The following is a 25,173-nucleotide window of genomic DNA, read 5'->3' on the forward strand; positions in this document are numbered from 1 at the left end:
CAGGCGGGGCCAGGGCCTCGATTACATTGGCGCAGCCGTGGGCCCTTGCCACGGACCACAGGAGACAAAAAACATGCGCCAACTTTCCTTTTCCATCGTCCTGCGCCAGGCCGCCTCCGGCACGCTGGCGGCCGCCGCGCTGCTGGCCGGCCCGGCCGCCCAGGCCGGCTCCATCGAGGCCGCCGAGTTCAAGAGCGCCACGCTGCAGCGCAGCTGGACCTACAACGTCTACCTGCCCACGGGCTACGACGCCCAGTCCAGGCTGCGCTATCCCGTCATGTACCTGCTGCACGGCAATGACGGCCAGCGCAACGACTGGCCCGTCAAGGGCAACCTGCTGCGCACGGTGGACCAGCTGATCCAGAACGGGGAGATCCCGCCCGCCATCATCGTCATGCCCGACGCGGGAACAACCTGGTACGTGGACCTCAAGGAGCCCATGGAGACGGCCTTCTTCCAGGACCTCGTCCCCCATGTCGAGAAGAAGTACCGCACCCTCACCAGCCGCGATGGCCGCGTGATCGGCGGCCTGTCCATGGGCGGCTACGGCGCGCTGCGCTACGTGCTCAAGTACCCGGAGAAATTCCAGGCCGCCGCCCTGCTGAGCCCCGCCATCTACAACCCAGAGCCGCCCGCCGATTCCTCGGCACGCTCGGTCAAGGTCTTTGCCGAACCCAACACGGGCGGCCAGTACAGCACCACGGTCTGGAAAAGCTACAACTACCCCGCGCTGTGGGACAGCTTTCTCGCCCGCAAGATCAGCGTGCCCATGTACATCAATTCGGGCGACGACGATGAATTCATGATCGAGTCCGACGCCGCCCAGCTCTACGCCCAGCTGCGCAGGAACAAGCAGCCTGCCGAGCTGCGCATCGTCAACGGCAAGCATGAATGGCCGGTCTGGGAAAGCACCATCGGCGACGCGCTCAAGTATGTGTTCCGCACCGTGCGCCGCCCGCAGGCGGACAACTGAGCCAGGCCATGAAGCAAAAAAAGGGGAGCCGATCGGCTCCCCTTTTTGATTGCATCAGCAGGTCCTACAGGTTGCCGACCATCTTGGCAGGGATCACCCAGGCGTCGAACTGCTCGCCGGTCAGGTGGCCGGAGGCCACGGCCGCTTCGCGCAGGCTGGAGCCTTCCTTGTGCGCCTTCTTGGCGATGTAGGCCGCCTTGTCGTAGCCGATGTGCGGGTTCAGCGCCGTCACCAGCATCAGCGAGCGCTGCACCAGCTCGGTGATGCGCTCGCGGTTGGGCTCGATGCCCACGGCGCAGTGGTCGTTGAAGCTCTTCATGCCATCGGCCAGCAGGCGCACGCTCTGCAGGAAGTTGTGCGAAACCATGGGGCGGAACACGTTCAGCTCGAAGTTGCCCGAGGCGCCGCCGAAGTTGATGGCCACGTCGTTGCCGAAGACCTGGGCCGCCAGCATGGTCACCGCCTCGCTCTGCGTGGGGTTGACCTTGCCGGGCATGATGGACGAGCCGGGCTCGTTCTCGGGGATGGAGATCTCGCCCAGGCCGCTGCGCGGGCCGGAGGCCAGCCAGCGCACGTCGTTGGCGATCTTCATCATGCTGGCGGCCAGCGTCTTGAGCGCGCCGTGGGCGTGGACCAGGCCGTCGCACGAGGCCAGGGCCTCGAACTTGCTGGGCGCCGTCACGAACGGGTAGCCGGTGAGCTGGGACAGCTCGGCCGCCACGCCCTCGGCATAGCCCTTGGGCGCATTCAGGCCCGTGCCCACGGCCGTGCCGCCCAGCGCCAGCTCGTACAGGTGCGGCAGCGCGGCGCGCACATGCTTTTCGCCATGGGCCAGCTGGGCCACCCAGCCCGAGATTTCCTGGCCCAGCGTCAGCGGCGTGGCGTCCTGCAGGTGGGTGCGGCCGATCTTGACGATGTCGGCATAAGCCTCGCTCTTGGCCTGCAGCGTGTTGCGCAGCAGGGCAATGGCGGGCAGCAGCTTTTGCTCGATGGCCGTGACGGCAGCCACGTGCATGGCGGTCGGGAATACGTCGTTGCTCGACTGGCTCTTGTTCACGTCGTCATTGGGGTGGACCAGGCGCGACTCGCCCCGCTCGCCACCGAGGATTTCGCTGGCGCGGTTGGCCAGCACCTCGTTGACGTTCATGTTGGTCTGCGTGCCCGAGCCGGTCTGCCAGACCACCAGCGGGAACTCGTCCGGGTGCTTGCCGGCGATCACCTCGTCGGCGGCGGCCAGGATGGCCCGGGTCTTCTTCTCGTCGAGCAGGCCCAGCTTGTGGTTGACGGTGGCCGAGGCCTTCTTGACCTGGGCCAGCGCGTGGATGATCTCGCGCGGCTGCTGCTCGCCGCTGATGTCGAAGTTCTGCAGCGAACGCTGCGTCTGCGCGCCCCAAAGCTTGTCTGCGGGGACGGCTATGGGTCCGAAAGTGTCTTTTTCCTGGCGGGTCGCGGTCATTGGTGTGGACTCCTTGGTGAAAACAACGCGGCGCAGTTGGCTGGAGGCAGGTCGGCGGGCCGCGCGCTGCGTGGCTCGGGGATGTCTGGCTGGCGGGGCCGCAATGGCAAAAACCCGCCCATGGTAACTCCGCAAATGGGAACCTCTCGCATCCATCCCCCACTGAGGTGTCGCCGAGGCGGGCTTGTCCAGGCAAACCCCTCGACTCTTGTACAAGACTGCACCCCTTGCGTGCACTTTCCGCCGCGCAGCGCCGATAATCGCCCCCGGGATTCCCCTCCCCTGTTCCCCCGATCAAAAAGACACCCCACCGATGACCACCACGATCCGCCAGCAGGACCTGATCGATTCGATCGCAGGCGCCCTGCAGTACATCAGCTACTACCACCCCGCCGACTACATCGCCCACCTGGCCCGCGCCTACGAGCGCGAGCAGAGCCCGGCGGCCAAGGACGCGATGGCCCAGATCCTGACCAACTCCAAGATGTCGGCCACCGGCCACCGCCCGATCTGCCAGGACACCGGCATCGTCAACGTGTTCCTGAAGGTGGGCATGGACGTGCGCTGGGAAGGCTTCACGGGCGGCCTGGAAGACGCCATCAACGAAGGCGTGCGCCGCGGCTACAACCACCCCGACAACACGCTGCGTGCCTCGGTCGTGGCCGATCCGCTGTTCGCGCGCAAGAACACCAAGGACAACACGCCTGCCGTCATCAACGTGCAGATCGTGCCCGGCGACAAGCTGGACGTGACGGTGGCCGCCAAGGGCGGCGGCTCGGAGAACAAGTCCAAGATGATCATGATGAACCCCAGCGACAACCTGGTGGACTGGGTTCTCAAGACCGTTCCGACCATGGGCGCGGGCTGGTGCCCGCCGGGCATGCTGGGCATCGGCATCGGCGGCACCGCCGAGAAGGCCGTGCTGCTGGCCAAGGAAAGCCTGATGGAAGACCTGGACATGTACGAGCTGCAGGCCAAGGCCGCGCGCGGCGAGAAGCTCGACCAGGTCGAGGAACTGCGCCTGGAGCTGTACGAGAAGGTCAACGCCCTGGGCATTGGCGCGCAAGGCCTGGGCGGCCTGGCAACCGTGCTGGACATCAAGATCAAGATGTACCCCACGCATGCGGCCTCCAAGCCCGTGGCCATGATCCCCAACTGCGCGGCCACGCGCCACGCGCACTTCGTGATGGACGGCTCCGGCGCGGTCTACATGGACGCCCCCTCGCTGGACCTGTGGCCCAAGATCGACTGGGAGCCCGACTACAACAAGTCGCGCCGCGTGGACCTCAACGCCCTGACCAAGGAAGAAGTGGCCAGCTGGAAGCCCGGCGACACACTGCTGCTCAACGGCAAGATGCTCACGGGCCGCGATGCCGCCCACAAGCGCATCCAGGACATGCTGGCCAAGGGCGAGAAGCTGCCCGTGGACTTCACCAACCGCGTGATCTACTACGTCGGCCCCGTGGACCCGGTCAAGGACGAAGCCGTGGGCCCCGCAGGCCCGACCACGGCCACCCGCATGGACAAGTTCACCGACATGATGCTGGAGCAGACCGGCCTGATCGCCATGATCGGCAAGGCCGAGCGCGGCCCGGTGGCCATCGAGTCCATCAAGAACCACAAGTCGGCCTACCTGATGGCCGTGGGCGGCGCCGCCTACCTGGTGTCCAAGGCCATCAAGAACGCCAAGGTCGTGGGCTTCGAGGACCTGGGCATGGAAGCCATCTACGAATTCGACGTGGTGGACATGCCCGTGACCGTGGCCGTGGATGCCGGCGGCACCAGCGCCCACATCACCGGCCCTGCCGAATGGCAAAAGCGCATCGCATCCGGCGAGTTCAAGACCATTGAGATTGCCTCGGCCTGAGGCTTCCGGCAAGCGCAGAAAAACCGCCTTCGGGCGGTTTTTCATTTGCGTTCATCGGGGCCGGGAATCTCCAGGCATTCCCTGCTCAGTAGACAAGGTTTGCACTGAACTCCCAGAAATTCCCATCTCCCCCATCCGACACCGAAGACCCTCCATCCACCACATAGATCCAGGGAGCCATGCGATCGCCGGGCAACAACGGCACGACGGCCTCACCGCAAACACTGGCAAGTTCGGCCGGCCGCGGTGAGGAATAGCTGCCGCCGATGACCATGGTGTTCTTGAGCGTGCCGCCTGCGTCGGCCACAAACAGGCCCAGCCATATCAGCTTGTTTGCACTGGTGGCGCTGACAGTCGCCCGTGCGTTCACCCTGATCCAGCAACTGGAGCCCGCCGAAGAATTCAGGCGGCATCCATTGAACACCCGACCTTCCGTAGAAATAGTTGCGGATTCCAGCCAACCTTGGGCCCACGCGCTGCCCAAATCCAATGGAAACCTTGCAGAAGCGGGAATCACCCGTCCATTGGGCATGCTGCGGCCCGAATAAAACCCTTGGCGCACCATGGCAGCCGGACCCGCGATCTTTATGGGCCAGGCGCCCGTTGCATTGGAGCCATCGGCTTTTGCATCGGCCACTCCACTGATTTTGACGACCACGGCCGGAAACACCTCATTGGCCACACGGTAACGGATGGTGTAGCTGCCATCCGGCAAGCCGTCCAGAGATCCCGCATCCAGATAGTTTCCACGGGAATCCGTGGAGCGGGAATGCAAAACCCAGGGTGCATCATTAATAGAGGAATACACCGGTGCCTTTGGTGTCGCGCCCGTCACGCTCCACACCTGGGCGCTTCCGCGGATGTAATTCGTCGTACTGGTATTGAGTGTTCCATGGGTTGGTAAAAACCACATGTCAGACACTTCGGCAATCCATGGACCAAAGTACTGCATTGCATGCAAATCTGCAGCCACGGGCTGCTTGGCCACATATTCTGTACCGTTGTCCTGCAATACGCCGTCGAAGAGCTTTTTCCAGGAATTCCAGCTATTGTCACCTTGTGTGCTCAGCTTGGGAAACAGGGTTTTGGCGGGACCCAGATCCTCCATGGCCCTGCGCGCCGCTGAATGCAGAAACTTGTGCCCCACATTGGTAGGATGGAGCCCGTCCGTTCCTACCAAGCCAAGGCGGCAGCACGGCCACACGGGCAACTCGAAACTCCCGTTGACCACGGCCAGACCCTTGATATATTCATCCAGTGCCAGCCAGGACGCCATGGCAGATCGATGGCTGACGGCCACAGGATTGGCAAGATTTTCCGCGCAATACAACTGGTTCAAGAGACCGGCATTGTCGTTATTGAAAAATACAGGCAGAAAATGCCGATTCAACAAGGATGCCGGCGCGCCGTGCACCCTGTCATAGGGAGTTTCACTGGCATATAAAATCACGACCGAGGGAAGCTGGGCTCGCAGGAAATCAAATAGCCTCTTGGCATTCGCCTTGACCACATCAACGCTCTCGCCGCTTTGCTGGAAGAAGTCGTTAATACCCAACGCGACGATCACCATGTCGGGACTATCCTGTACACAGCGTTGTGCGGGAGTCATGGATCCATAAGTGGGCTGGTCCATGGCATTTCTGAACGTATAGCCATTCTTGCTCAGATCCGTCACTTCAACGGATTCCCCACCGGATTGCATGGAGCTTTGCAGCAATACTGGCCAAGGCGCGTCATACATGCCTTGCTGAGCACTGATGCTATCGCCGAGGATTGCAATTTTCTTTGCCATTTTGTTCACCTTTTGCAGATTTCCAACAACCACCATGTGATGGCAGGTACATCATCACGCAATAGGCAGAACAATTGACCCGGCTTTCGATGTGCTTGTACACAGCACAACTCTTGCATCATTTAGTGTGCGCCACATTCTTCAGCCGCATCTCCGAAAAAAATCATGGATAGAGACAAGATATCTGCCGCCCAATGCATGGATGGAGAAACACCCTCTGTCCGCATTCGTATATAGCGTCTACCGGCAAGACTCTTCACCGGCACCATCAATGTGTGCAAAACTGCGCCCCTTCAAACCTGCCCCGGATACCCAACAATGACCCTTGTGCTTGCCCTCATCGCCCTGCTGGCCGTGACCAGCCTGGCCTGGCGCCTGTCCTCCCGCCGCCATGTCCTGCCCTGCCCGTCCTGGCTGCGCTGGATGGTCGAGCTTGACAACCCCTTCGCGGCCAGCAACAAGGCCGCCTTCATCGTCGGGCAACTGCAGATCCAGCCAGGCATGAAAGTGCTGGACGCGGGCTGCGGCCCAGGCCGCGTCACCCTGCCGTTGGCACGTGCCGTTGGCGCGCAGGGACAGGTGCTGGCCGTGGACCTGCAGCCGGCCATGCTCGAACAGGTGGCGGCCAAGGCGCGCGCGCAGGGGCTGGAGAATGTGCGCACCCAGGCGGCGGCGCTGGGCCAGGGGCAACTGGCAGCCGAGCAGCACGACCGCGCCGTGATGGCCGCCGTGCTGGGAGAGATTCCGGACCGCCAGGCCGCGCTGGCCGACGTGTTTCAGAGCCTGCGCCCCGGCGGCCTGCTAGCCGTGGCCGAGCTGGTCTTCGACCCGCATTTCCAGCGCCGCACCAGCGTGGAAAAGCTGGCAGGCAAGGCAGGCTTCATCCCCCACTCCTTCCACGGCCATGCGGCCGCCTATCTGCTGGTGCTGCAGCGCCCTCTCCAACCATGACCACCACACATTCCCCTGTAGCGACCCTGCGGACACTGCGCCTGATACTGCGCCAGTGGCAGGCCGGCGACCGGCAGCCCTTTGCCGCGCTGAATGCCGACCCACAGGTCATGGAGCACTTTCCGGCACTGCTCAGCCGTGAACAAAGCGATGCCATGGCAGACAGGATCCAGGCACTGATCGAGGAACGCGGCTGGGGCTTCTGGGCGGCAGAGCACCTTGCCAGTGGCGAGTTCATGGGCTTCATCGGGCTGCACACTCCCGCCGCGTCTTTGCCGTTCTCGCCCTGCGTGGAAATCGGCTGGCGGCTCGCCCGGCCTTTCTGGGGCCAGGGCCTGGCCAGCGAAGGCGCGCGGGCGGCGCTGGCGCACGGCTTCGGCGCGTTGCATCTGGAGTCCATCGTCTCGTTCACCGCGCTGTCCAACCTGCGTTCGCAGGCCGTGATGCAGCGCCTGGGCATGGAGCGCGACGCCCATGACTTCGACCATCCGGAGGTGCCGGCAGGCCATGCGCTGCGCAGGCATTGCCTGTACCGCCTGACACATGCCCAATGGCTGCAGCAGCAAGCCATGGCCCGAGCATGAACGCGCCCGAGCGGGCATACTGGGCGCCGCCTCCAAAAGCCTTTATCCGCATCTCCACATGACCTCCCCGGCCTCTCCCATCGGCGTCTTCGACAGCGGCATCGGCGGCCTCAGCGTGCTGCAGGCGCTGCGCCATGAGCTGCCGCATGAGCGCTTCATCTACCTGGCCGACAGCGGCTATGCACCGTATGGCGATGCACGCGGCGACGCCTTCGTGCAGCAGCGCACGCGCACCATTGCGCGCCACCTGTGCGAGCAGCACCAGATCAAGGTACTGGTGATCGCCTGCAATACGGCCACGGCCGCTGCCGTGGACATGCTGCGCGCTGAAATGCCCGAACTGCCCCTGATCGGTGTGGAGCCCGCCATCAAGCCCGCTTCGCTATCGAGCCAGACCGGCCACGTGGGCGTGATGGCCACGCGCGGCACGGTGAGCAGTGCGCGCTTTGCCCGGTTGGTGGCCGACCATGGCCAGCGCGTGCAATTCCATGTCCAGCCCTGCGACGGTCTGGCCAAGGCCATCGAGGAAAGCACGGAGCAGCCCGTTCCCGCCGACCCCATGGCCACCGAGGTCGCGCGCCTGTGCGCCAGGTATGTGAATGCCCTGGGCAGCTTCGGACAGAAGACGGGCGAGATGGATTCCCTGGTGCTGGGCTGCACCCACTACATATTCGCCCGCGAGCAGTTGCGCACGCTGCTGGGGCCGGACATCCAGTTCATCGACACCGGTGCCCCGGTGGCACGCCAGACGCGGCGCGTACTGGAACGACTGGGCACCCTGGCCAGCGAATCAGGCCCCTTGCCCGCGGCAGAGGGCCAGGTCCAGCTGATGACCACGGGATCGCTGCAGGCCCTGCAGGCTGCGGCATCGCGCTGGCTGGATCTGCCCGCGCAATGCTGCTCGTCCGTTCAGGTCGGCGAATCCAGCGCCATCCCCACGGCCGCTTGAATCACGGCTGCGCCTGCCACAGGCGCCGGCCCGAGTGGTCCATCCAGCTCAGGTACAGCCGCAACTCGAACTCCAACTGGTGGTATTCGGGCTCCATGTGGGTGCACAGCTGGTAGAAGGCCTTGTCGTGATCGGGCTCGCGCAGGTGGGCCAGCTCGTGGACGACGATCATGCGCAAAAAAGCCTCGGGCGCTTGCTTGAACAGTGCACCGATGCGGATCTCATGCCGTGCATTGAGGCGACTTCCCTGCACCACGGCGCGGCGCGTGTGCAGGCCCAGGGCGTTGTGGACCACATGGATGCGGCCGTCGTAAGCCACTTTGTTCAGCGTGCCGGCATTGCGCAGGTGCCGGCCCTTGAGGGCATCCACGTAGTCATAGAGGCTCTTGTCCGTGCGCACGGCATGGGCCTCGGGATGCTTGCGCAGCAGCCAGGCCTCGGCCTTGTCATCGGCCAGCCAGCCACGCACCTGTGACTGCAGCGCGGCCGGGTAGGCGGACAGGTAGGGAAGCGGCAGCGCGCCACCGGCCACCTCGCGCCGTTGCTCGCGCTGGCGGCGCACGGTCTCGGTGACTGCTCCGGAATACTTGGGCGTGCTGGCCTGTGCCGCCATGGCTGTACGCTGCGCGGGGCAGCGCCTTGCGCTCAATGCAGGTGGCGGGGGCGGCGGTTGCCGCCGTGGCCCGAACCCGATCCACCCATGCCGCGCGGCGGCTTGCCGATCTCCAGCGAGCTGACCAGGGCGTCGAAGCGCTGGGAGAACAGCTTGTCGATCTCCTGCACCACGCCACCCAGCTCGGAGCCGTCGAAATGGCGCTCCATCAGGTTGACCACGTCCTGCACCAGCAGGTCGCGCTGCACCTGCATGATGGCCGCGGGCGTCGGGCCCACGAAGAGCATGACGAAGTCGTCGCGCGACTCGGCCTCTTCGGACTCCTCTTCCTCGTCGAACTCGGTGTCGTAGAAGGTCACCTCGATGGCAGCGCCCTGCTCGGCCAGCTCGTTGATGCCCATGCACATGTCGTCCAGCGACTGGCGGAAGTCCTCATCGCCGCGCACCGTCCAGCACACCTGGAGCAGGCGCTCCTTGGTATCGAACTGGATGCCGGGCTCTTCTTCGTAGACGCTGCCAGCGCCATCGGCCAGGGAGCGGGCACCCGCATACTTCCACAGCGGGCCCAGCGCTTCCTGCAACTGCTCGTAGGTCGTGTCGGGGCGCAGCAGCACCTGGCCGTGCACGTGGATTTCAAATGGAGCGTTGTAATTCGACATGTTCTCGTCTGGGATGAGTTTGGCCACACCTGTCACGCCGCACCATGTGCCACGATCAATGTCAACGGAACGCATGCAGGCATCGCCATCACTGTCTGCCCGAGCCGCGCCATCCAGGCAAGCAGCCCGGGGCCTGATGAAGGGATTCTCGCACGTAATGCAGCCGGCAAGGACTTGGCGGCGCATGGCCACAATGCGGTGCTGCAAGAGCACGAAGCCAGCAACATGCACTGCGCAGCACCGCGAAACATTGCGCAACCGCAGCATTCGCCTCAACGCAAAATTGCTACAAAGATTGCAGCATCAGAACGCTGCTGCACATAGCTCATGGTGCCCCGAGCCGGGATCGAACCGGCACGCCCCTGTTCGGAAGCGGCGGATTTTAAGTCCGCAGTGTCTACCAATTTCACCATCGGGGCCCTGCGCCGCAGCGTCACAGGCCAACGCAAGCTGCTCATGCCTGCGAACTGCAGCACCAACGAAAAAGGGAAGCGTTACCGCTTCCCTTTTTTCTGAATTGGAGCGGGAAACGAGTCATGCACTAGAGCGCTAAGTCTCTGTTTCCCAATCACTTTCTCCACTGTGGTGATCAGCAAAGAACTCAATTATAGCCTTGTTTTTCGCCCTCGGCAACAAAGTTCATCCAACCACTTCCACCAGCGTCCAAGGATGATCCATCCACCCGTCGTTACGCCTGATGCGTCCAGCTGCTGAGCGGGTTCGCTATCGAACTCCAACTTGCGACGATCATGACTTGCGCTCGCTCCGCAGGCAGCGCGGGGTGGTGTCGCGTGGACTACCTGGCACCTGGACGGCTGTAGGACACAACCGCCGGCATCGGAACACCGCAAGTACTCATCTTTACATCGCTGCGGCTAACTTCGCCGGAGCGCAACGCGGCGCCAGTGTAGTGGCAGCCAGCCTCAACGAAGGCGTGCAGCAATCCGGTTCATCTGCTCGATCTCCGCGCGCTGGCCATCGGAAATCGCTTGGCATAGGTTGACGAGTTCCGGATCTGAGAGCTGCGCCTCGCGGCACATGAGGATCGCTCCCGAATGGTGCGGGACCATAGACGCGATGAACTGTCGATCGCCGATTCCGGTTTGAGCACGGGTAGCGGCAAAAGAACCGAGTGTGAGAACGGCAAACAAGCCGTACAGCACGAGATTGAGCCGCCGGTTTGGAAACATGCCGGGCATTGTCGCTAGCATGAAGATGCCCATTGGCGCCCACATAGTGACCGCCATGTAGAGCATGTTGAGATTGTTTCTGAAGTCCCTGGCGCCGTCGATCATGCTGAACATTACGAAGTACATGACGACGAGGCCCAACACCATGTTCACCCAGAACTTGGCGTATGGTCGGCCGTGCTTACCCATCTGACCGGATGTGTGATGTTGATGTTCATGGGAATGTTCAGCCATCTCCGTCTCCTATGTGCTGGGGCAACCTGGCAGGGTCACTGGTACTGCGGCAGATACTTTGTCGATATATCAGCATGTGGAGCGATGCATCACTAACCGCTGATTTCCAGTCCCCAACTGGACGTAGGGGCGTCGAACGCTTCAACTCGCTGGTCTTGAACCGTCTGGATATCAGACCATACCAAATCGGTCTTGATGGGCTTTGCGCCACCTATGACGCTGGTACCGTGAGCGCCAATATCGAGCTTGCGTCCTCATCGCTCGATGGGCCGGCAACTGATCGATTCTTGCATATCAAGCAAGACAAGGCCACCTGCGGCGGACGCCAATGGCCTCCTCCGCCTTCGCTTAGGGCATCGCCTCAAGCGTCCGTCGCAGGCCATAACGACACAACAGCCCTTGGGCAAGAAAGGAGCCGGTGATGTAGCGCACCCGAAAGGAGACGAAGACATGCACAAGGACATTTCAACATCAAAGGTGTTCTATCGTCCCATCGAGGCGGCCATCCGATGGGCTGGGTTGCTGCGGTATCTCCCGATGATCCTGGCCACGATCGCGTCACCGCGTGTCCTGCCTCGGTCGCTGAACTGCCCTCGATGGAATGAGTGCCGGCTGCACTCGGAACGTATCTATGACGGCATCCTCAACGGAGAGCTGCCCTACGGCAAGAACGGGATCACGCTCAATGATCCGAACCTGCTCAATTCTCTGGATCTGACTGTTCGCCATGTCGATCTAAAACGCTGGATGCGCACCCACTATCCCGAGCACCGGCCAGGATTTCTGTTCAGCCGTGGCGAACGCATGGCGCATCCTTTCATCACCATGGAAACAGGACAGGCGATCCTCGTGGAGCGGCTGGCCCTTCAGGCCGCGCTTGAACAAGCCCGACGTGAGATGCGAGAACTGCAGGAGCAGCACGACACGCTACTCAAGCAATCCTCGGTGCTGTTGGCATCCAAGCAATGCGAGATCAGCGAACGGGCGGAAACGACCTATCTCAACATCATTGGAGGGATGTTGACGCTGATGCTGAGCCAGTCGCCTTCAGGCGTGCCCTATTCCAGCTTCAAAACGCAGGAGGCCCTTGTCTCTGCATTGGTCGCCCACTACGGCGGCACCATGGGCATCACTGAGCGCACCTTAAACGGAAAGTTCGCCAACGCTAAGAGGTACGTTCGTAGCGCAAGCGCATGAGGTTATCCAGCTTGTATGTGCAATCGCGGAGATTGCATTTGCAATGTCTTTCCGCAGCCAGGTCTATTGAATAGAGGTCACGCCAACAAACGCCACCGAGCGTTCAGGAGTGACCGCCATGTCGCAGACCCCTGTACTCCCGCCGAACGAGCGCCGCATCCTGCGGCTCGATGAAGTCGAAGCGAAGTCCGGCTTCAAACGCGCCCACATCTACAACCTGATGAAGAAGCGCCAGTTCCCTCAGGCGCTGCGCCTGGGCGTGCGCGCTGTCGGCTGGGATTCGATCGAAATCGACCAGTGGATCGCCGAGCGCCTCAACCACCGGACCTGACCCGCTCTCCCGCGGACTTCCCATTCCCAGCCGGAGAGCGCCATGCAGGTCGTGTCCATCATTTCAACGAAGGGCGGCGTCGGCAAGACCACGACGGCCGCCAACCTGGGCGGGCTCGCCGCGGACGCGGGCCTGCGCGTGCTGCTGCTCGATCTCGACGTGCAGCCCACCTTGTCCTCCTACTACGAACTGACCCAGCGCGCGCCGGGCGGCATCTATGAGCTGTTGGCCTTCAACGAGCGCGACCTTGGCCAGCTCGTGTCCCGCACGATCATCGCGGGCCTGGACCTGGTGCTGTCCGACGACCACCGGGGCGAGCTGAACACGTTGTTGCTGCATGCGCCGGATGGCCGCCTGCGGTTGCGGCATCTGCTGCCAGCACTTGCTCCCCTCTACGACCTGGTGCTGATCGACACCCAGGGCGCGCGTTCCGTGCTGCTGGAGATGGCGGTGCTCGCCTCCGATCTCGCGCTGTCGCCCGTCACGCCGGAGATCCTCGCGGCACGCGAGCTGCGGCGCGGCACCATGCAGTTGCTCGAAGACATTGCGCCGTACCGGCACCTGGGCATCGAACCGCCGCCGCTGCACTTGCTCATCAACCGCGTCCACCCGGTGTCCGCCAACGCACGGCTGATCCAGCAGGCCTTGCGCGACCTGTTCCAGGACAGCGCCGGCATCCGCGTGCTCGCCACCGACGTGCCGGCCATAGAAGCGTATCCACGTGCCGCAACGCGCGGCCTGCCGGTGCATCGGGTCGAGCACCGCCAGCCGCCCGGCAGAGTCGCCCCTGCCGCGCTCGACACGATGCGCGCGCTCGCCAGCGAGTTGTTCCCGCAATGGCAGGACCGACTGGCTCAAGTATCCGGCCGCCCGCAGCGACCTCTTGATCCTGGGAGGCCCCATGGCGAACGCACATGAGCTGGCCCGCGGCCACAAACGGCTGCGCGCCCTGATCGAGTTCGCGGTCGGTGAGGGCTGGCACGTCAAGCGCACGCCGGGCGGGCACCTCAAGTTCACCAAGGCCGGCTGCGCGGCGATCTACACGAGTTCGACAGCGAGTGACCACCGGGCCGAATTGAACGCCCGTGCGCAGATCCGCCGCGCCGAGCGAGAGGCCCGCATGGCGCCGGCCGGCGGTCGTGGGGACTGCGAGGGGTGCGGCCATGGCTGACATGACCTCGCAGGACATGGCAGGCAAGCTGCTCGCGGCCGGCTTCGAGCGCAGCGGCCCAGCGGCTACGGCCTTGAGCGACCCGATCGCGGACACGCCCATGGTCGTGACGCTGGACCAGTTGCGGCCCTACGACCATGACCCGCGCATGAAGCGCAACCCGGCTTACGAGGAAATCAAGGCATCCATCCGCGAGCGCGGCCTGGACGCGGCGCCGGCCATCACGCGCAGGCCCGGCGAGGACCACTACATCATCCGCAACGGCGGCAACACGCGACTGGCGATCCTGCGCGAACTCTGGTCGGAGACCAAGGAAGAACGCTTCTTCCGCATATCGTGCCTGTTCCGACCATGGCCGGAGCGCGGTGAAATCGTCGCGCTGACCGGGCATCTTGCCGAGAACGAACTGCGCGGCGGCCTCACGTTCATCGAGCGCGCGCTCGGCGTCGAGAAAGCACGGGAGTTCTACGAGCAGGAGAGCGGCGCCGCCCTGAGCCAGTCGGAACTGGCCCGCCGCCTGGCGGCCGATGGCTTCCCCGTCCAGCGGTCGCACATCACCCGCATGGCCGACGCGGTGCGCTACCTGCTGCCCGCCATTCCCACTGTGCTCTATGGCGGCCTGGGGCGCCACCAGGTCGAGCGGCTGTCGGTCATGCGCACGGCCTGCAAACGCACCTGGGAGCACTACGCCAAGGACCGTTCGCTGCCGCTGGACTTCGACAGTTTCTTTCAGGAGGTGCTGGCGCAGTTCGACACGCAGGGCGACGAGTTCGCGCCGCAGCGCGTGCAAGACGAGCTGATCGGCCAGATGTCCGAGCTGCTGGGCATCGGCTACGACGTGCTGGCGCTGGACCTGACCGAATCGGAAAGCCGCCACCGGGCGCTGGTCAGTGACCCGACGCCACCTGCGGCGCAGCCGGCGTTGCCTTCGCCCACCGCCGGCACGCCGACTCCGCCGGGCGCAGCATCGTCCATCGCCACGCCTGCAGCGGCGGCCGGTCCTCCACCCGCCAGCCCTCCGGCGTCCGAGCCCACCTTGCGCCACGACGACACGGCGGTTGGCGAAGCGGCCACGGGAAGCCAGCCGGCCGCACCGGGCGATCTGCTTCGCGAGCACATCGTCTCGCCAGCACCGACGACAGAACGGCTCCAATCGATCCAGCGCATGGTCGCCGACCAGTTGGGCGATGCGCTGCCGCCCGACTTCTCGGCGAGCGTGCTGCAGTCCATCCCGGTGCAAGCCGGCGGACTCTATCCGATCTCCGACGTCTGGTACATCGACGCCGGCCTGGACACGCCCGATCGGCTGCGCATCCACATCGCGCAGTTCGCGCGCGAGATCGCCGGGGAGGCAGGCCTGGACGAGTGCATCGAGGATCGCGCCGATGGCATCGGGTTTGCGTGCCGCGCCCGCGGCCAAGCCCCGTCGCCGCTCGGCCGCGCGGTGCTGACGCTGCTCACTTCCCTGACGGGTCAGCCCGTCGCCGAAGCGGGCCTGGACGGCGCGCAGCTCGCCGCCGACCTGCCGACCCTGTTGCACGGCCAGAGCCAAGGCCATGGCAGCGGCGCAAGGCGCTTGAGCGACACGGCGTTGGTCAAGCTCTTTCGGCTGCTGCGCCTCGCCCGGCGTCTGCTGGACCTGGAAGCCGGCACCACGGCGCCCGGGACGTGAGCGAGGGAGGCCGCATGTCCACATCGCATCCGCTCAACCAGGCCGTGATTGCCCAGGCGCTGTATGACCTTCGCAACGGCCAACTGCGCCGCTGCAAGGCCATGGGCTTCGGCGAGGCCGAGCTGGATGCGCTCAAGCACCCCGCGCTGATCAGCGTGCTGGCCAACGCCAGCGTCTCGTGGTGCTCGGTCACGGTCAACCGCGAAGTGCTGCAGCGCCTGCTCAACCAGGCACAGGACGTGGAGAAGGAAATCGCCACGGTCGATCGCATGCTGCGGCTGGGGGCCAGCACGGAGATGGTCAGCCGCTTCTATGGCCTGACCCATCAGGAAGTCGCCCTGCGGCGGGAGATCCTCGGCCTGCCCAAGCGCAAGGGGCGCCACCCCGTCCTGGACGAGACCCAGGACACCGAACTGTGGCGGCAATGGAAAGCCGTGACCAGCAGCAGGAACGTCGATCTGGAGGACGAGACCTCGATTCTCGATGCGGCCATGGACCTGGCCGAGGGCATGTCGCTGCCGCTCTCGGTGGTCTGGGCCGCGATCAGGAACTGGGTCGATCAGGGATTGGGCTAGGCCATGGCCGTGGACGACACCGCCCCACGAGCCCAGCGCCCTGGCCCCATCGCACTCGCCGACCTGTTCGACGCTGCGCTGAAGGACCTCGCGCCCAAGTCCAGCTCTGGCGCTCCCGCGTCCCTGCCTGCTCCAACGCCCACGCCTCCTACGTCCGGCGACGCCTTCCTGTTCAGTGGCAATCGGCACGAGAGCGTGCCGCGGCGGCTGTTCCTCGACCGCCGCCTGACACCGCTGGAGCGCAACGCCTGGCAGGTGTTCCGATTGATGCTCAACGACGATGGCGTCACGGCATTTCCCACCTATGAGCAGTTGCGCCCCTGGCTGGCGTCGATGCCCTGCGCAGGCCAGGCCTCCCATGAGACCGTGGCGCGGGCGCTGACGCTGCTGCGCCTGACGCGCTGGCTGAGCCTCGTGCGACGACGGCGCGACCCCAAGACCGGTCGCATCCTCGGCAACCTCTACGTCCTGCACGACGAACCGCTGACGCCGTTCGAGGCGATGCAACTCGACGCCGACTACCTGGCCCTGGTCAGCCAGTCGCTGGGGCATTCGGCCAAGGCCGTCCAGGTGGTGGGACTCAACACCCTCCAGGAGATCGCGGACGACCCGATGCTGTCCGGACGCACCTTGCCGTCGCGGCTGCAAGTGCTCGCCGAGCGCCTGGCCGACCAGGGCATCACCGCCTCCGAAAGTTATCCACAGGAGGATGCGGTCCACGATTCCGAAGAAGGGCCCGCGAGCCTTCTTCGGAATGGCGATCGCCCATCTTCGGAATCCGAAGCAGGGCCGAAACCCGCGCCAGACGGCGCTCTTCGGAATTCGAAGCAGGACCGTACAGTACGTAGTAGTCGTATTGATGAAGTACGTACTACCGCGCAGGCGCGTGCGCTGGGCGACCTGCAATGGCCCAAGCGCTTCGCGGAACTGAAGGCGGAACAGCAGGCCGGAGCCAAGATGGCGTTGCAGCAGGTGGACGCTGCCCTGCGGCAGGCCGTGCTGGACGAATGGGCCGCACGGTGCGGCAAGCATGGCATCCGCAACCCCGCCGGTTATCTGTTCGGCATCATCCAGCGCGCCATGCGCGGCGAGTTCAATGCCTGGGCCAAGCAGACCGGCCCGGCACCGCCAACACCATCGGCGGCGCGAGCGCCACCAACCGAGCCGCCGCGCAACGTCGTGCCGCCCGAGGTGGCCCGGCAGCACATCGAGCGCCTGCGCGATCTGCTGCGCAAATCCTGAGCACAGGGCTTGTCAAAGCCGTGAAGTAGATCTCCATGGCGGTCGGCAGAAACGGTCCCCTGGGGACGGCTGTGCGGTGAAGCGCCGGGCGACGGCGCGACATGCTGCGCAAAACCTGAGTAGAGCGCATGCAAGACCATGAAGCAGACCTCCATGGCGCTCAACGGAACGGTCCCCTGGGGACGGCTGCGCGGCGAAGGATCGTGTCGAACGGCAGCGCGACGTGCGGTGCAGCACGCATACCGTCAACAACCGAGGACGGGAACGCCGATGTGAGTGCCCATCTGCGGAGCGGTCCCCAGGGGACCGTTGCGCGCTGCGCCGCCAGCGCGCACAGAACCGGGGGTCGGCTCATTTCGGTTTGTTGACTGACTGCCTTCCGCTGCATGCGGATGCTGGCGGCTCCCTGTCCACCAGCGAGCGATCACCATGGCAACCAGCAACGAACCATTGCAACTCAACCTCGGCTCCCTGCGCAGCGCGATGTCGCTGACGCTGCACACCCACCACGCCTCGCGCATCTGGCATGGCCGCGCCGCCGCCGAGGGGCGACCCGGCATCGTCGGCCTGAACGGCTACATCGCCGTGATGAACAAGATGAAGCGCGGCTCGGAGCAGGACGACCCGTACAGCGACTGGTGGATGTTGCGCATCGAGGAAAAGCTCGACCAGACCAGGACCACGTTGCAATCGCTGCGCGAGCAGGTTGACCAGGCACTGGCCGGCGTGCCTGCGGCGTTGAGCCTGGGTGAGAACCTCAACGTGCAGCCGGTGAAGCTCCCCTTGTTCGTGAACGCGCAGCTCGGCTTTGCCGCCGTCTATCTGCTGGCCGACTACGACGACATCGCCCGCAAGCTGATCCTCGCCCACCACACCGCGCTGATCGATCGCTCGACGTTGGAGCGCTGGCTCAACGAAGGTGCCCACGCGCTGCGCAGCCTGTTCAGCCTGGCCCAGCAATACCGCTACTCGGGCTGCACCCGCGACGACTTCGCGGCCAAGAACGCCGCAGCTCGGGCAGCATTGGAGAAGTTCGGCGAACTGCCGCAGGACGTGCTCGAAGGCATGCGCCGCTCGAAGTTTGCGCCGCCCGTCGTGCGCCGTGGTCTGCAACAGCGTGGTGATAGCGCTGCCGCAGCCGCATCTCCCACCGACGAAGGCGCTGCCGCCGATTCGGCCGAGGCCAAGTCCACAGCCGCCGGCGAGGACGAACCGGCATGAGCGACCCGAACCGCGAACCGCGCTACTTCCGTCGTCTGGAACAGCCAGCCTTCATGCGGCTGGAACACGCGGCCTCTCTAAAAGGCCTTTTAAAGCCTTTTAAAGGTAAAGGGGACTTCGAGGCCTGGGCCAGCCAGTGCTTCGCCATGCGCGACGAGTTGATTGCCCTGGCGCAGCGACAGGTGCTGCCACAGGCGTGCGGGCATCCCTTCCACCTGCTTCCCGTCGAGCTGGCCCAGCAGACCACTGGCGCAGGCACGACCTTTCTTCGCTGGCGCAAGCACGATCGATCGGCCATGGGCGTGGCGTTGTGGCAGGAGCTGATGGCGAGCCCCAGCACGCCGGTCAACCTGCTGCACGACCTGCACGAGATCGAACTGCAGCGCGTCATGCTGAACATGCAGATCAGCCTGCTGCACACCCTGGGCAGGCAAGCACAGGAATGCGCCAGCAAGGCCGCGCAGGCGGACAACACCTACCTGCGCCGGCTCGCGTCCGTTCCTGCCGCAGTGCGCGATCGGTGATTGCGCCTGCCATCCGAGCACGCGCCCGAGCCCAACGAGGCACGGGTATTTCAACCACCACGGAGATTCCAACATGAGCACACAATTCATCGGCGAGGGCAACATCGGATCGCCTCCCGAGTACCGCGAATTCCCCAATGGCAACGACGATCCTCGCCGGTTGCTCCGGCTGAACGTGTACTTCGACAACCCCGTCCCCACCAAGGGCGGCGAGTTCGAGGACCGCGGCGGCTTCTGGGCGCCGGTGGAACTCTGGCACCACGACGCCGACCGCTGGCAGCAGCTCTACCAGAAGGGCATGCGGGTGCTGGTCGTCGGCCGCATGGAGCGCGACCCCTGGACGGACAACGAAGATCAGCCGCGTGAGACTTGGCAGGTCAACGCGCGCAGTGTCGGCATCCTGCCGTACCGCATCGAGTCTGTGGCCCTCAGCCCGAAGCCACAGGAGGCAGAGCCGAAGCCCCAGGCCACCCAGGAATCGACGGCGCCGAAAGAGACCAAGCGCAGGAAGTGATCGGGCATGGAGGGCGGCTGCCGCAGTGCTTCGCCGCCCTCCATGCGCTGCGAATTATCCCCAGGGGATAGCTCCACCAACGTCCACCGAGTTCCACGCGCGCTCCCGGAAATCGCGGCTCTCGGCCCGCACACTTCCGGCCACGCACCTTCCCCGCACTCGCCATTTCATCGGCGTGAAAGCGGTCGCTGCCGCATGCGGCTTGTTTGCTGCTGCCAGGGGCTGCGCTCGGCATCCTCGATCCCAGCAACTCCATGAACAACAGGAATCGGGATGGACGGATATGCGGCTGTTCTTGTGCGAGAAGCCCTCCCAGGGCAAAGACATTGGCCGGATTCTCGGCGCCACGCAGCGCGGTGAAGGCTGCCTCAACGGTTCCGGCGTCACGGTCACCTGGTGCATCGGCCATCTCGTGGAGGCGGCGCCGCCCGAGGCCTACGACGAGCAGCTCAAACGATGGTCCGTTGAGCAGTTGCCCATCATTCCCCAGCACTGGCGGGTCGAGGTCAAACCGAAGACCGCCACGCAATTCAAGGTCGTCAAGGCGCTCTTGGCGAAGGCGACTCACCTGGTTATCGCCACCGATGCCGACCGCGAGGGCGAATTGATCGCCCGCGAGATCGTGGAGCTTTGCGGCTACCGCGGCCCCATCGAACGCCTGTGGCTGTCGGCGCTCAACGATGCGTCCATTCGGGCGGCACTGGGCAAGCTGCGGCCTTCGGCCGAGACGCTTTCGATGTACCACTCGGCGCTGGCGCGCTCCCGTGCGGATTGGCTCGTGGGCATGAACCTGAGCCGGCTGTTCACGGTGCTGGGGCGACAGGCGGGTTACGACGGCGTGCTGTCGGTCGGCCGCGTACAGACCCCGACGCTCAAGCTCGTTGTGGACCGCGACCGCGAGATCGCGCGCTTCGTGTCCGTACCATACTGGGCCATCGCCGTGTCCCTGTTCGCAGGCGGTTCGACTTTCGCCGCGCAATGGGTTCCACCCGATGCGTGCACCGACGACGCAGGCCGCTGCCTGCGGCAGCCGGTCGCACAGCAGACCATGCAGCAGATCCGCGCTGCGGGCAGTGCCCACGTCGTGTCGGTGGAGACTGAGCGTGTCCGCGAAGGCCCGCCGCTGCCGTTCGACCTGGGCACCTTGCAGGAAGTGTGTTCCAAGCAGCTTGGGCTGGACGTGCAGGAAACCTTGGAGATTGCCCAAGCCCTGTACGAGACGCACAAGGCCACGACGTACCCCCGCTCGGACTCCGGCTACCTGCCCGAGAGCATGTTTGCCGAAGTGCCCACCGTTCTCGACAGCCTGCTCAAGACCGATCCCTCGCTGCGCTCGATCATGGGCCAGCTCGACCGCTCGCAGCGCTCGCGCGCCTGGAACGATGGCAAGGTCACGGCGCACCACGGCATCATCCCGACGCTCGAACCGGCGAAGCTCTCCGCCATGAGCGAGAAGGAACTGGCCGTGTACAGGCTCATCCGGTCGCATTACCTGGCGCAGTTCCTCCCTCACCACGAGTTCGACCGCACTGTGGCCAAGTTTTCGTGCGGGGGGCAGAACCTGGCGGCCACGGGCAAGCAGGTTGTCATCCCGGGTTGGCGCCAGGTGCTCGCCGAGCCGCAGGCCGAAGACGGTGATGGCGAGGGCGATACTGCGGTCCGCGCCCAGGTGCTGCCCGCGCTGCCGAAACTGTATGAGGGCCTGGCATGCCAGGTGGCCGACGTCGATCTCAAGGCACTCAAGACGCTGCCGCCCAAACCGTACACGCAAGGCGAGTTGGTCAAGTCCATGAAAGGCGTCGCCAAGCTGGTGTCCGATCCCCGCCTGAAGCAGAAGCTCAAGGATACGGTTGGCATCGGCACCGAAGCGACGCGGGCCAACATCATCGGCGGCCTGATCGCTCGCGGCTACCTCGTGAAGAAGGGGCGCGCCATCCGCGCCTCGGATGCGGCTTTCACTTTGATCGATGCCGTGCCTGCGGCGATTGCCGACCCTGGCACCACCGCCGTCTGGGAACAGGCGCTCGACATGATCGAGGCCGGACAGCTCACCCTGGACGTGTTCATCGGCAAGCAGGCCGCGTGGATTTCGCAGTTGATTGCGCAGTACGGCAGCGCCTCCCTGTCCATCAAGGTTCCCCAAGGGCCGGCATGCCCGCAGTGCGGCGCACCCACGCGCCAGCGCAGCGGCAAGAGCGGCCCGTTCTGGTCGTGCAGCCGCTACCCGGACTGCAAAGGCACGCTGCCAGTCGAATCCGGCAGCTCCAAGCGCGGCGCCTCGCGCCCGCGCCGTAGCGGCCGCAAAGGCTCCTGACCGCCCCCGTTCCCCGTGAGCCGTGCCCGCCTTCGGCGGCGTGGCCCCTGTCCCGCACTCCGCCGCATGCCCTGCGGGACGCCCAGCGCGCAACGCCTTCTTGATCCGTGTGCGCGTCCCGCCCAGCCGTCCCCGGCCGCGGGACCTGAAGGTAGCTTCTCTGCGAGCCGCACCACGCGCGTTCTGTTGATCTGCGTTTCTTCCGCCCTCTGCGAAGGGTCTCCCGGTGGCTTGCCAGGCTGCACGAGCCACCGGGAGACCCTTCGTGGTCAGCGGTAATCGGTGCCGGTGCCCGCCGGTGCAAAAACGGGCTCCCTTTGTGCGCGGATGTGCGCCAGACGATGCCGGCCCCAGCCACGACATGGGCCGGGTGTGATTGCTTGATGAGCAGACGGTTCTAGCGACGACCGGGCCTGCCAATCAGCCCACGGGTGGTTCCTCTTTTCTCCCGAGCCGAAGGCCGTTGGGCCTTCGGCGCCATTCTCCTGCCCATCAACGTCCCGGCCCGGCCATTGGCCTGGGCCACACGAACAGGAGAGACGACATGCACCCTCAACCTTGCGCACCGCTGCTGTACGGCAGACGGAGGTCGAGAACGGCATGCCCGCCTATCGCGCGGCCATCGCCAATGGTACGCTCGGCTGCAGCCGAGGCCGTAGCCCAAAGGCTGGACTACCTCTTTTGCAGAGGTAAACCTCGGGATGAACTGGGCGAAAACATGCCTTATGTGCCCGCCTTACGGCGAGCTGTTTCCGATGCTTCGCGCAGGATTTCCCGCCCCCCATTCGCTGCGATTGCGGCCACGATGACGCCCAGCACCAGATCCGGGATGTTCGACCCGAACCCCATCACCAGCACCCCGGACAGCACAATCGCACCATTGACGATGGAGTCGTTGCTGGTAAAGATCGCTGACGCCTTGAAGTTCACATCTTCCCCGCGATGGCGGCGCAGTAGTCTGAGGCACACTAGGTTCAAAGCCGCGTTCAGCGCGGCCATGGCCATCATGGCTGGGCCGACAGGCTCTTCCCCTCCAGCGAAGCGGCGTAGGACTTCCAACAGCAGCAGCGCGGCCAGGCCGATTAGCAAGAAACCCGACAAGCGGGCCGCGCCCACCTTGACCGTTGCCGCACGACCGACGGCATACAGGCTAACCGCATAGACCGACGCATCGGCGAGGTTGTCCAACCCGGCGCCCATCAGCGCCGTAGAGCCAGCCCAGATGCCAAGGGCAATGCCGGCGGCGGACTGCGTCAGGTTGATCAGCAACACAGTCAGAAGAATCTTTCGGTCCTTCGCATCGCTCGCATCTAGGCGGCCCAACTCGTCGTTTTCGTGATTTCTGTGGTTTTCAGCCATGCATTGTTCCTTCCAAATCGATGGATGCTGAAGCCTGTAGCGGCTGGAGAGTCAAGGCGCAGATGCAACGAACTTGCCACAGGGTCTTCCCGGACGCCCTTGACTCTACCGTAGCTAGAAGGTTTTCCAATCCAGTCAGAGCTTTAGGACAGAACAGATGAGCACCAATGCGCCCCCTTCATTGCGACTGTCATCCGGTATGGCTGCTATCCACTGATCCGTGGCGCCACTGCGGTTGTGCTCTTCGGCGAGCTCGCGACCGGCCGGCCGTCTTTTCCGACGGAGCTACTCACAGTGATCGTCGCGCTCGCTTGTGCCGCCTTGCTAGAGGGCGGGCGGCCTTTCCACTCCCCGTTGAGCCAGTAGCGGCGTTCCAAGCTGTGGTTGGCCGTCGGCGCATGGCTCGGCTTCTTGGTCGTGCATCTGGCCTTCCAGCACTCCAATCTGGGATACCGGGTCGGGCCGTTGGGATTGTTGATCGGGGTGGCTGAAGCCCATCGCTGGCATCACAAGCGTGAGCACGAAGACGCCCAAGTCAACTACGGCGATTTCTGGATGCCCGGGGGCCACTTGTTCAGCGCTTTCCGGTCGCAAAAGCACACGCTGGGCGCCAAAGAGTGACACTCAAGAAAGATGGACTTTCCAATGGACTACGGCCCGCAGCTTGTCTATCCCTTCCGGAGCCGGCCAGCAGCGGCAAACGCTTGCGCTGCTGGCTATACGATCTTGCCCACGTCGCATTCTTGCGCGAGTCGGGCCTTGCGGCTTCTTGCGAAGCGATCGCGAGTTGCGTGGCGTGCCCATGAGTCGGGCCGCGTCGTGGCGCACTGCTACCTTGGCCTGCACCTGCACCTGCGCAGCCACGCCGCGATGCTCGGTCTGGCCTGGAGAACCCGTAAGGTGGCGGAGATTGCGGCGCGCAGGTCGTCCGGCTCGCGCTGGCTCCTGTGGGCCACGCCCTCGGTCGCACGCCGTCTCAAAACGTCAGAATCGCGCGCTTTCGCATGATGGAGCGCGGCACGTGGCTCTCAGAACTGGACCCGATCACTTCCAGCACCGATGACACGCTCGAGCTTCAGGCGGGCTCGGCCAAGCTGTTGAGAATGCCGCACTCGCGCGAGGTTCGGGCGCTATCGCAGGAGCGTCGCAGATCCATTAACTCGCGCTCCAAGGCGCGCAATTCCTTCATCTTGGTCCGCACTTGCGCGATATGAGCGTCGACCAGCGCGTTCACCTCGCCGCAGCCCAACTCTGGCCGATCCCGTAAGTTCAGCAGTTGACGGATCTCATCCAGCGTCATGTCCTTCGCCCGGCAGCGGCGGATGAACAGCAAGCGCTGCAAATGGACTTCGTCATAGAGCCTGAAGTTGCCCTCGCTACGTGCAGGCTCGGGCAGCAAGCCTTCTGACTCGTAAAAGCGCACGGTCTGCACCAAGCAATCTGCCTTCTTGCCCAGTTCACCGATCCGCATCATGGTTGCTTCCTATAAAAAACTTGACTCTATATCTACTAGAGGTTTTCTAATGATGGCATCCGGGGAAAACCTTGTCAATGAAGAGCGATCTATGAACAAAGAACCTTCCAGCCCATGCGCCTGCTCCGGCGGCAATGGCCAACAGACGGCGTGCGCCAGTGAGCAGGCCAGCACTGAAACCACCGTTTTCCACGTGAGCAACATGGATTGCCGCAATGAGGAAGCACTGGTGCGGCGAACGCTGGAGGGCATGCCCGGTGTCGAGCGGCTCCTGTTCGATCTTCCGCAGCGTTTGTTGACCATTTCGCACC

Annotated in this window: 25 protein-coding genes and 1 tRNA gene; 18 read left to right on the forward strand and 8 right to left on the reverse strand. The window is 64.4% G+C overall.

Features of this window, described 5'->3' with window-relative positions:
• The first annotated feature begins 73 nt into the window (after window positions 1-73).
• Window positions 74-973, forward strand: coding sequence for an alpha/beta hydrolase (locus ACRSCF_RS19710; RefSeq protein ID WP_034363042.1), 900 nt, complete (start codon window positions 74-76; stop codon window positions 971-973).
• 64 nt (window positions 974-1,037) lie between these two features.
• Here the strand turns inward: ACRSCF_RS19710 and fumC are convergent, their stop codons facing one another.
• Window positions 1,038-2,429 carry a class II fumarate hydratase gene (fumC, locus tag ACRSCF_RS19715; RefSeq protein WP_016445164.1) on the reverse strand — a complete coding sequence of 464 codons (1,392 nt, stop codon included), beginning with the start codon at window positions 2,427-2,429 and terminating at the stop codon, window positions 1,038-1,040.
• A gap of 313 nt (window positions 2,430-2,742) precedes the next feature.
• On the opposite strand from fumC, the gene ACRSCF_RS19720 reads away from it, so the two are divergent.
• Window positions 2,743-4,296 carry a fumarate hydratase gene (locus tag ACRSCF_RS19720; RefSeq protein ID WP_013803260.1) on the forward strand — a complete coding sequence of 518 codons (1,554 nt, stop codon included), beginning with the start codon at window positions 2,743-2,745 and terminating at the stop codon, window positions 4,294-4,296.
• An 85-nt stretch (window positions 4,297-4,381) separates the two neighbouring features.
• On the opposite strand, the gene ACRSCF_RS19725 is transcribed toward ACRSCF_RS19720, so the two are convergent.
• Window positions 4,382-6,088, reverse strand: a complete 1,707-nt coding sequence (locus ACRSCF_RS19725) for an SGNH/GDSL hydrolase family protein (protein WP_203399701.1) — start codon at window positions 6,086-6,088, stop codon at window positions 4,382-4,384.
• A gap of 318 nt (window positions 6,089-6,406) precedes the next feature.
• Here ACRSCF_RS19725 and ACRSCF_RS19730 point away from each other — a divergent pair, with 318 nt between their 5' ends.
• Genes ACRSCF_RS19730 through murI form a run of 3 tightly spaced genes read left to right on the forward strand, consistent with a single transcriptional unit; the run spans window position 6,407 to window position 8,572 of the window.
• Complete coding sequence (locus ACRSCF_RS19730; protein WP_203399702.1) at window positions 6,407-7,039, forward strand: class I SAM-dependent methyltransferase; 633 nt, start codon at window positions 6,407-6,409, stop codon at window positions 7,037-7,039.
• Window positions 7,036-7,623 (forward strand): GNAT family N-acetyltransferase, encoded by a 588-nt coding sequence (locus ACRSCF_RS19735; protein WP_034363032.1) that lies wholly within the window; start codon window positions 7,036-7,038, stop codon window positions 7,621-7,623. The genes ACRSCF_RS19730 and ACRSCF_RS19735 overlap by 4 nt, the downstream gene beginning before the upstream one ends.
• A gap of 58 nt (window positions 7,624-7,681) precedes the next feature.
• Window positions 7,682-8,572, forward strand: coding sequence for a glutamate racemase (murI, locus tag ACRSCF_RS19740; RefSeq protein ID WP_016453100.1), 891 nt, complete (start codon window positions 7,682-7,684; stop codon window positions 8,570-8,572).
• A gap of 1 nt (window position 8,573) precedes the next feature.
• Here the strand turns inward: murI and ACRSCF_RS19745 are convergent, their stop codons facing one another.
• The 4 genes from ACRSCF_RS19745 to ACRSCF_RS19760 form a co-directional block, all read right to left on the reverse strand.
• Entirely contained in the window at window positions 8,574-9,185 is a 612-nt protein-coding gene (locus ACRSCF_RS19745; protein ID WP_016445160.1) for a M48 metallopeptidase family protein, read from the reverse strand.
• A gap of 32 nt (window positions 9,186-9,217) precedes the next feature.
• Window positions 9,218-9,844 carry a DUF6806 family protein gene (locus tag ACRSCF_RS19750; protein WP_013803265.1) on the reverse strand — a complete coding sequence of 209 codons (627 nt, stop codon included), beginning with the start codon at window positions 9,842-9,844 and terminating at the stop codon, window positions 9,218-9,220.
• Between the two features lie 328 nt (window positions 9,845-10,172).
• Window positions 10,173-10,263: transfer RNA gene (locus ACRSCF_RS19755), tRNA-Leu, on the reverse strand.
• 504 nt (window positions 10,264-10,767) lie between these two features.
• A complete protein-coding gene (locus tag ACRSCF_RS19760; RefSeq protein WP_003098996.1) occupies window positions 10,768-11,268 on the reverse strand; it encodes a DUF305 domain-containing protein in 501 nt (166 codons plus the stop codon).
• Between the two features lie 450 nt (window positions 11,269-11,718).
• Between ACRSCF_RS19760 and ACRSCF_RS19765 the strand changes: the two genes are divergently transcribed.
• The 11 genes from ACRSCF_RS19765 to ACRSCF_RS19815 all read left to right on the forward strand — a co-directional run bounded on the left by ACRSCF_RS19765 (window position 11,719) and on the right by ACRSCF_RS19815 (window position 22,029).
• Window positions 11,719-12,465 (forward strand): hypothetical protein, encoded by a 747-nt coding sequence (locus ACRSCF_RS19765; RefSeq protein WP_003098991.1) that lies wholly within the window; start codon window positions 11,719-11,721, stop codon window positions 12,463-12,465.
• 118 nt (window positions 12,466-12,583) lie between these two features.
• Entirely contained in the window at window positions 12,584-12,796 is a 213-nt protein-coding gene (locus tag ACRSCF_RS19770) for an AlpA family transcriptional regulator (protein WP_003090093.1), read from the forward strand.
• 42 nt (window positions 12,797-12,838) lie between these two features.
• Window positions 12,839-13,714, forward strand: a complete 876-nt coding sequence (locus ACRSCF_RS19775; RefSeq protein WP_003098988.1) for a ParA family protein — start codon at window positions 12,839-12,841, stop codon at window positions 13,712-13,714.
• Complete coding sequence (locus tag ACRSCF_RS19780) at window positions 13,698-13,967, forward strand: hypothetical protein (protein ID WP_003050422.1); 270 nt, start codon at window positions 13,698-13,700, stop codon at window positions 13,965-13,967. Before ACRSCF_RS19775 ends, ACRSCF_RS19780 begins: the two co-directional genes overlap by 17 nt.
• Window positions 13,960-15,639, forward strand: a complete 1,680-nt coding sequence (locus ACRSCF_RS19785) for a ParB family protein (RefSeq protein ID WP_004350508.1) — start codon at window positions 13,960-13,962, stop codon at window positions 15,637-15,639. Before ACRSCF_RS19780 ends, ACRSCF_RS19785 begins: the two co-directional genes overlap by 8 nt.
• Window positions 15,640-15,653: 14 nt before the next feature.
• Window positions 15,654-16,214 carry a DUF2857 domain-containing protein gene (locus tag ACRSCF_RS19790; protein ID WP_003090097.1) on the forward strand — a complete coding sequence of 187 codons (561 nt, stop codon included), beginning with the start codon at window positions 15,654-15,656 and terminating at the stop codon, window positions 16,212-16,214.
• A gap of 3 nt (window positions 16,215-16,217) precedes the next feature.
• Window positions 16,218-17,456, forward strand: a complete 1,239-nt coding sequence (locus ACRSCF_RS19795; RefSeq protein ID WP_003116837.1) for an STY4528 family pathogenicity island replication protein — start codon at window positions 16,218-16,220, stop codon at window positions 17,454-17,456.
• Between the two features lie 429 nt (window positions 17,457-17,885).
• A complete protein-coding gene (locus ACRSCF_RS19800) occupies window positions 17,886-18,677 on the forward strand; it encodes a PFL_4669 family integrating conjugative element protein (RefSeq protein ID WP_003116836.1) in 792 nt (263 codons plus the stop codon).
• Window positions 18,674-19,201, forward strand: a complete 528-nt coding sequence (locus tag ACRSCF_RS19805) for a DUF3158 family protein (protein WP_003098978.1) — start codon at window positions 18,674-18,676, stop codon at window positions 19,199-19,201. The genes ACRSCF_RS19800 and ACRSCF_RS19805 overlap by 4 nt, the downstream gene beginning before the upstream one ends.
• Before the next feature lie 73 nt (window positions 19,202-19,274).
• Window positions 19,275-19,715, forward strand: a complete 441-nt coding sequence (locus ACRSCF_RS19810; RefSeq protein ID WP_003098976.1) for a single-stranded DNA-binding protein — start codon at window positions 19,275-19,277, stop codon at window positions 19,713-19,715.
• Window positions 19,716-19,998: 283 nt separating this feature from the next.
• Entirely contained in the window at window positions 19,999-22,029 is a 2,031-nt protein-coding gene (locus ACRSCF_RS19815; RefSeq protein WP_003116834.1) for a DNA topoisomerase III, read from the forward strand.
• 723 nt (window positions 22,030-22,752) lie between these two features.
• On the opposite strand, the gene ACRSCF_RS19820 is transcribed toward ACRSCF_RS19815, so the two are convergent.
• Window positions 22,753-23,388, reverse strand: a complete 636-nt coding sequence (locus ACRSCF_RS19820; RefSeq protein ID WP_003098972.1) for a cation transporter — start codon at window positions 23,386-23,388, stop codon at window positions 22,753-22,755.
• A 411-nt stretch (window positions 23,389-23,799) separates the two neighbouring features.
• On the opposite strand from ACRSCF_RS19820, the gene ACRSCF_RS19825 reads away from it, so the two are divergent.
• A complete protein-coding gene (locus ACRSCF_RS19825; RefSeq protein ID WP_014747696.1) occupies window positions 23,800-24,009 on the forward strand; it encodes a hypothetical protein in 210 nt (69 codons plus the stop codon).
• Between the two features lie 24 nt (window positions 24,010-24,033).
• Window positions 24,034-24,396 carry a DUF3703 domain-containing protein gene (locus tag ACRSCF_RS19830; protein WP_196495817.1) on the forward strand — a complete coding sequence of 121 codons (363 nt, stop codon included), beginning with the start codon at window positions 24,034-24,036 and terminating at the stop codon, window positions 24,394-24,396.
• Window positions 24,397-24,463: 67 nt separating this feature from the next.
• On the opposite strand, the gene cadR is transcribed toward ACRSCF_RS19830, so the two are convergent.
• The gene (cadR, locus tag ACRSCF_RS19835; protein WP_003098965.1) at window positions 24,464-24,862 is read right to left on the reverse strand and encodes a Cd(II)/Pb(II)-responsive transcriptional regulator; all 399 of its coding nucleotides are present in this window, start codon (window positions 24,860-24,862) and stop codon (window positions 24,464-24,466) included.
• Between the last annotated feature and the right edge of the window lie 311 nt (window positions 24,863-25,173).

It is taken from the genome of Delftia sp. 11MD, from assembly GCF_050907895.1.
Taxonomy (GTDB): Bacteria; Pseudomonadota; Gammaproteobacteria; order Burkholderiales; family Burkholderiaceae_C; genus Comamonas; species Comamonas tsuruhatensis.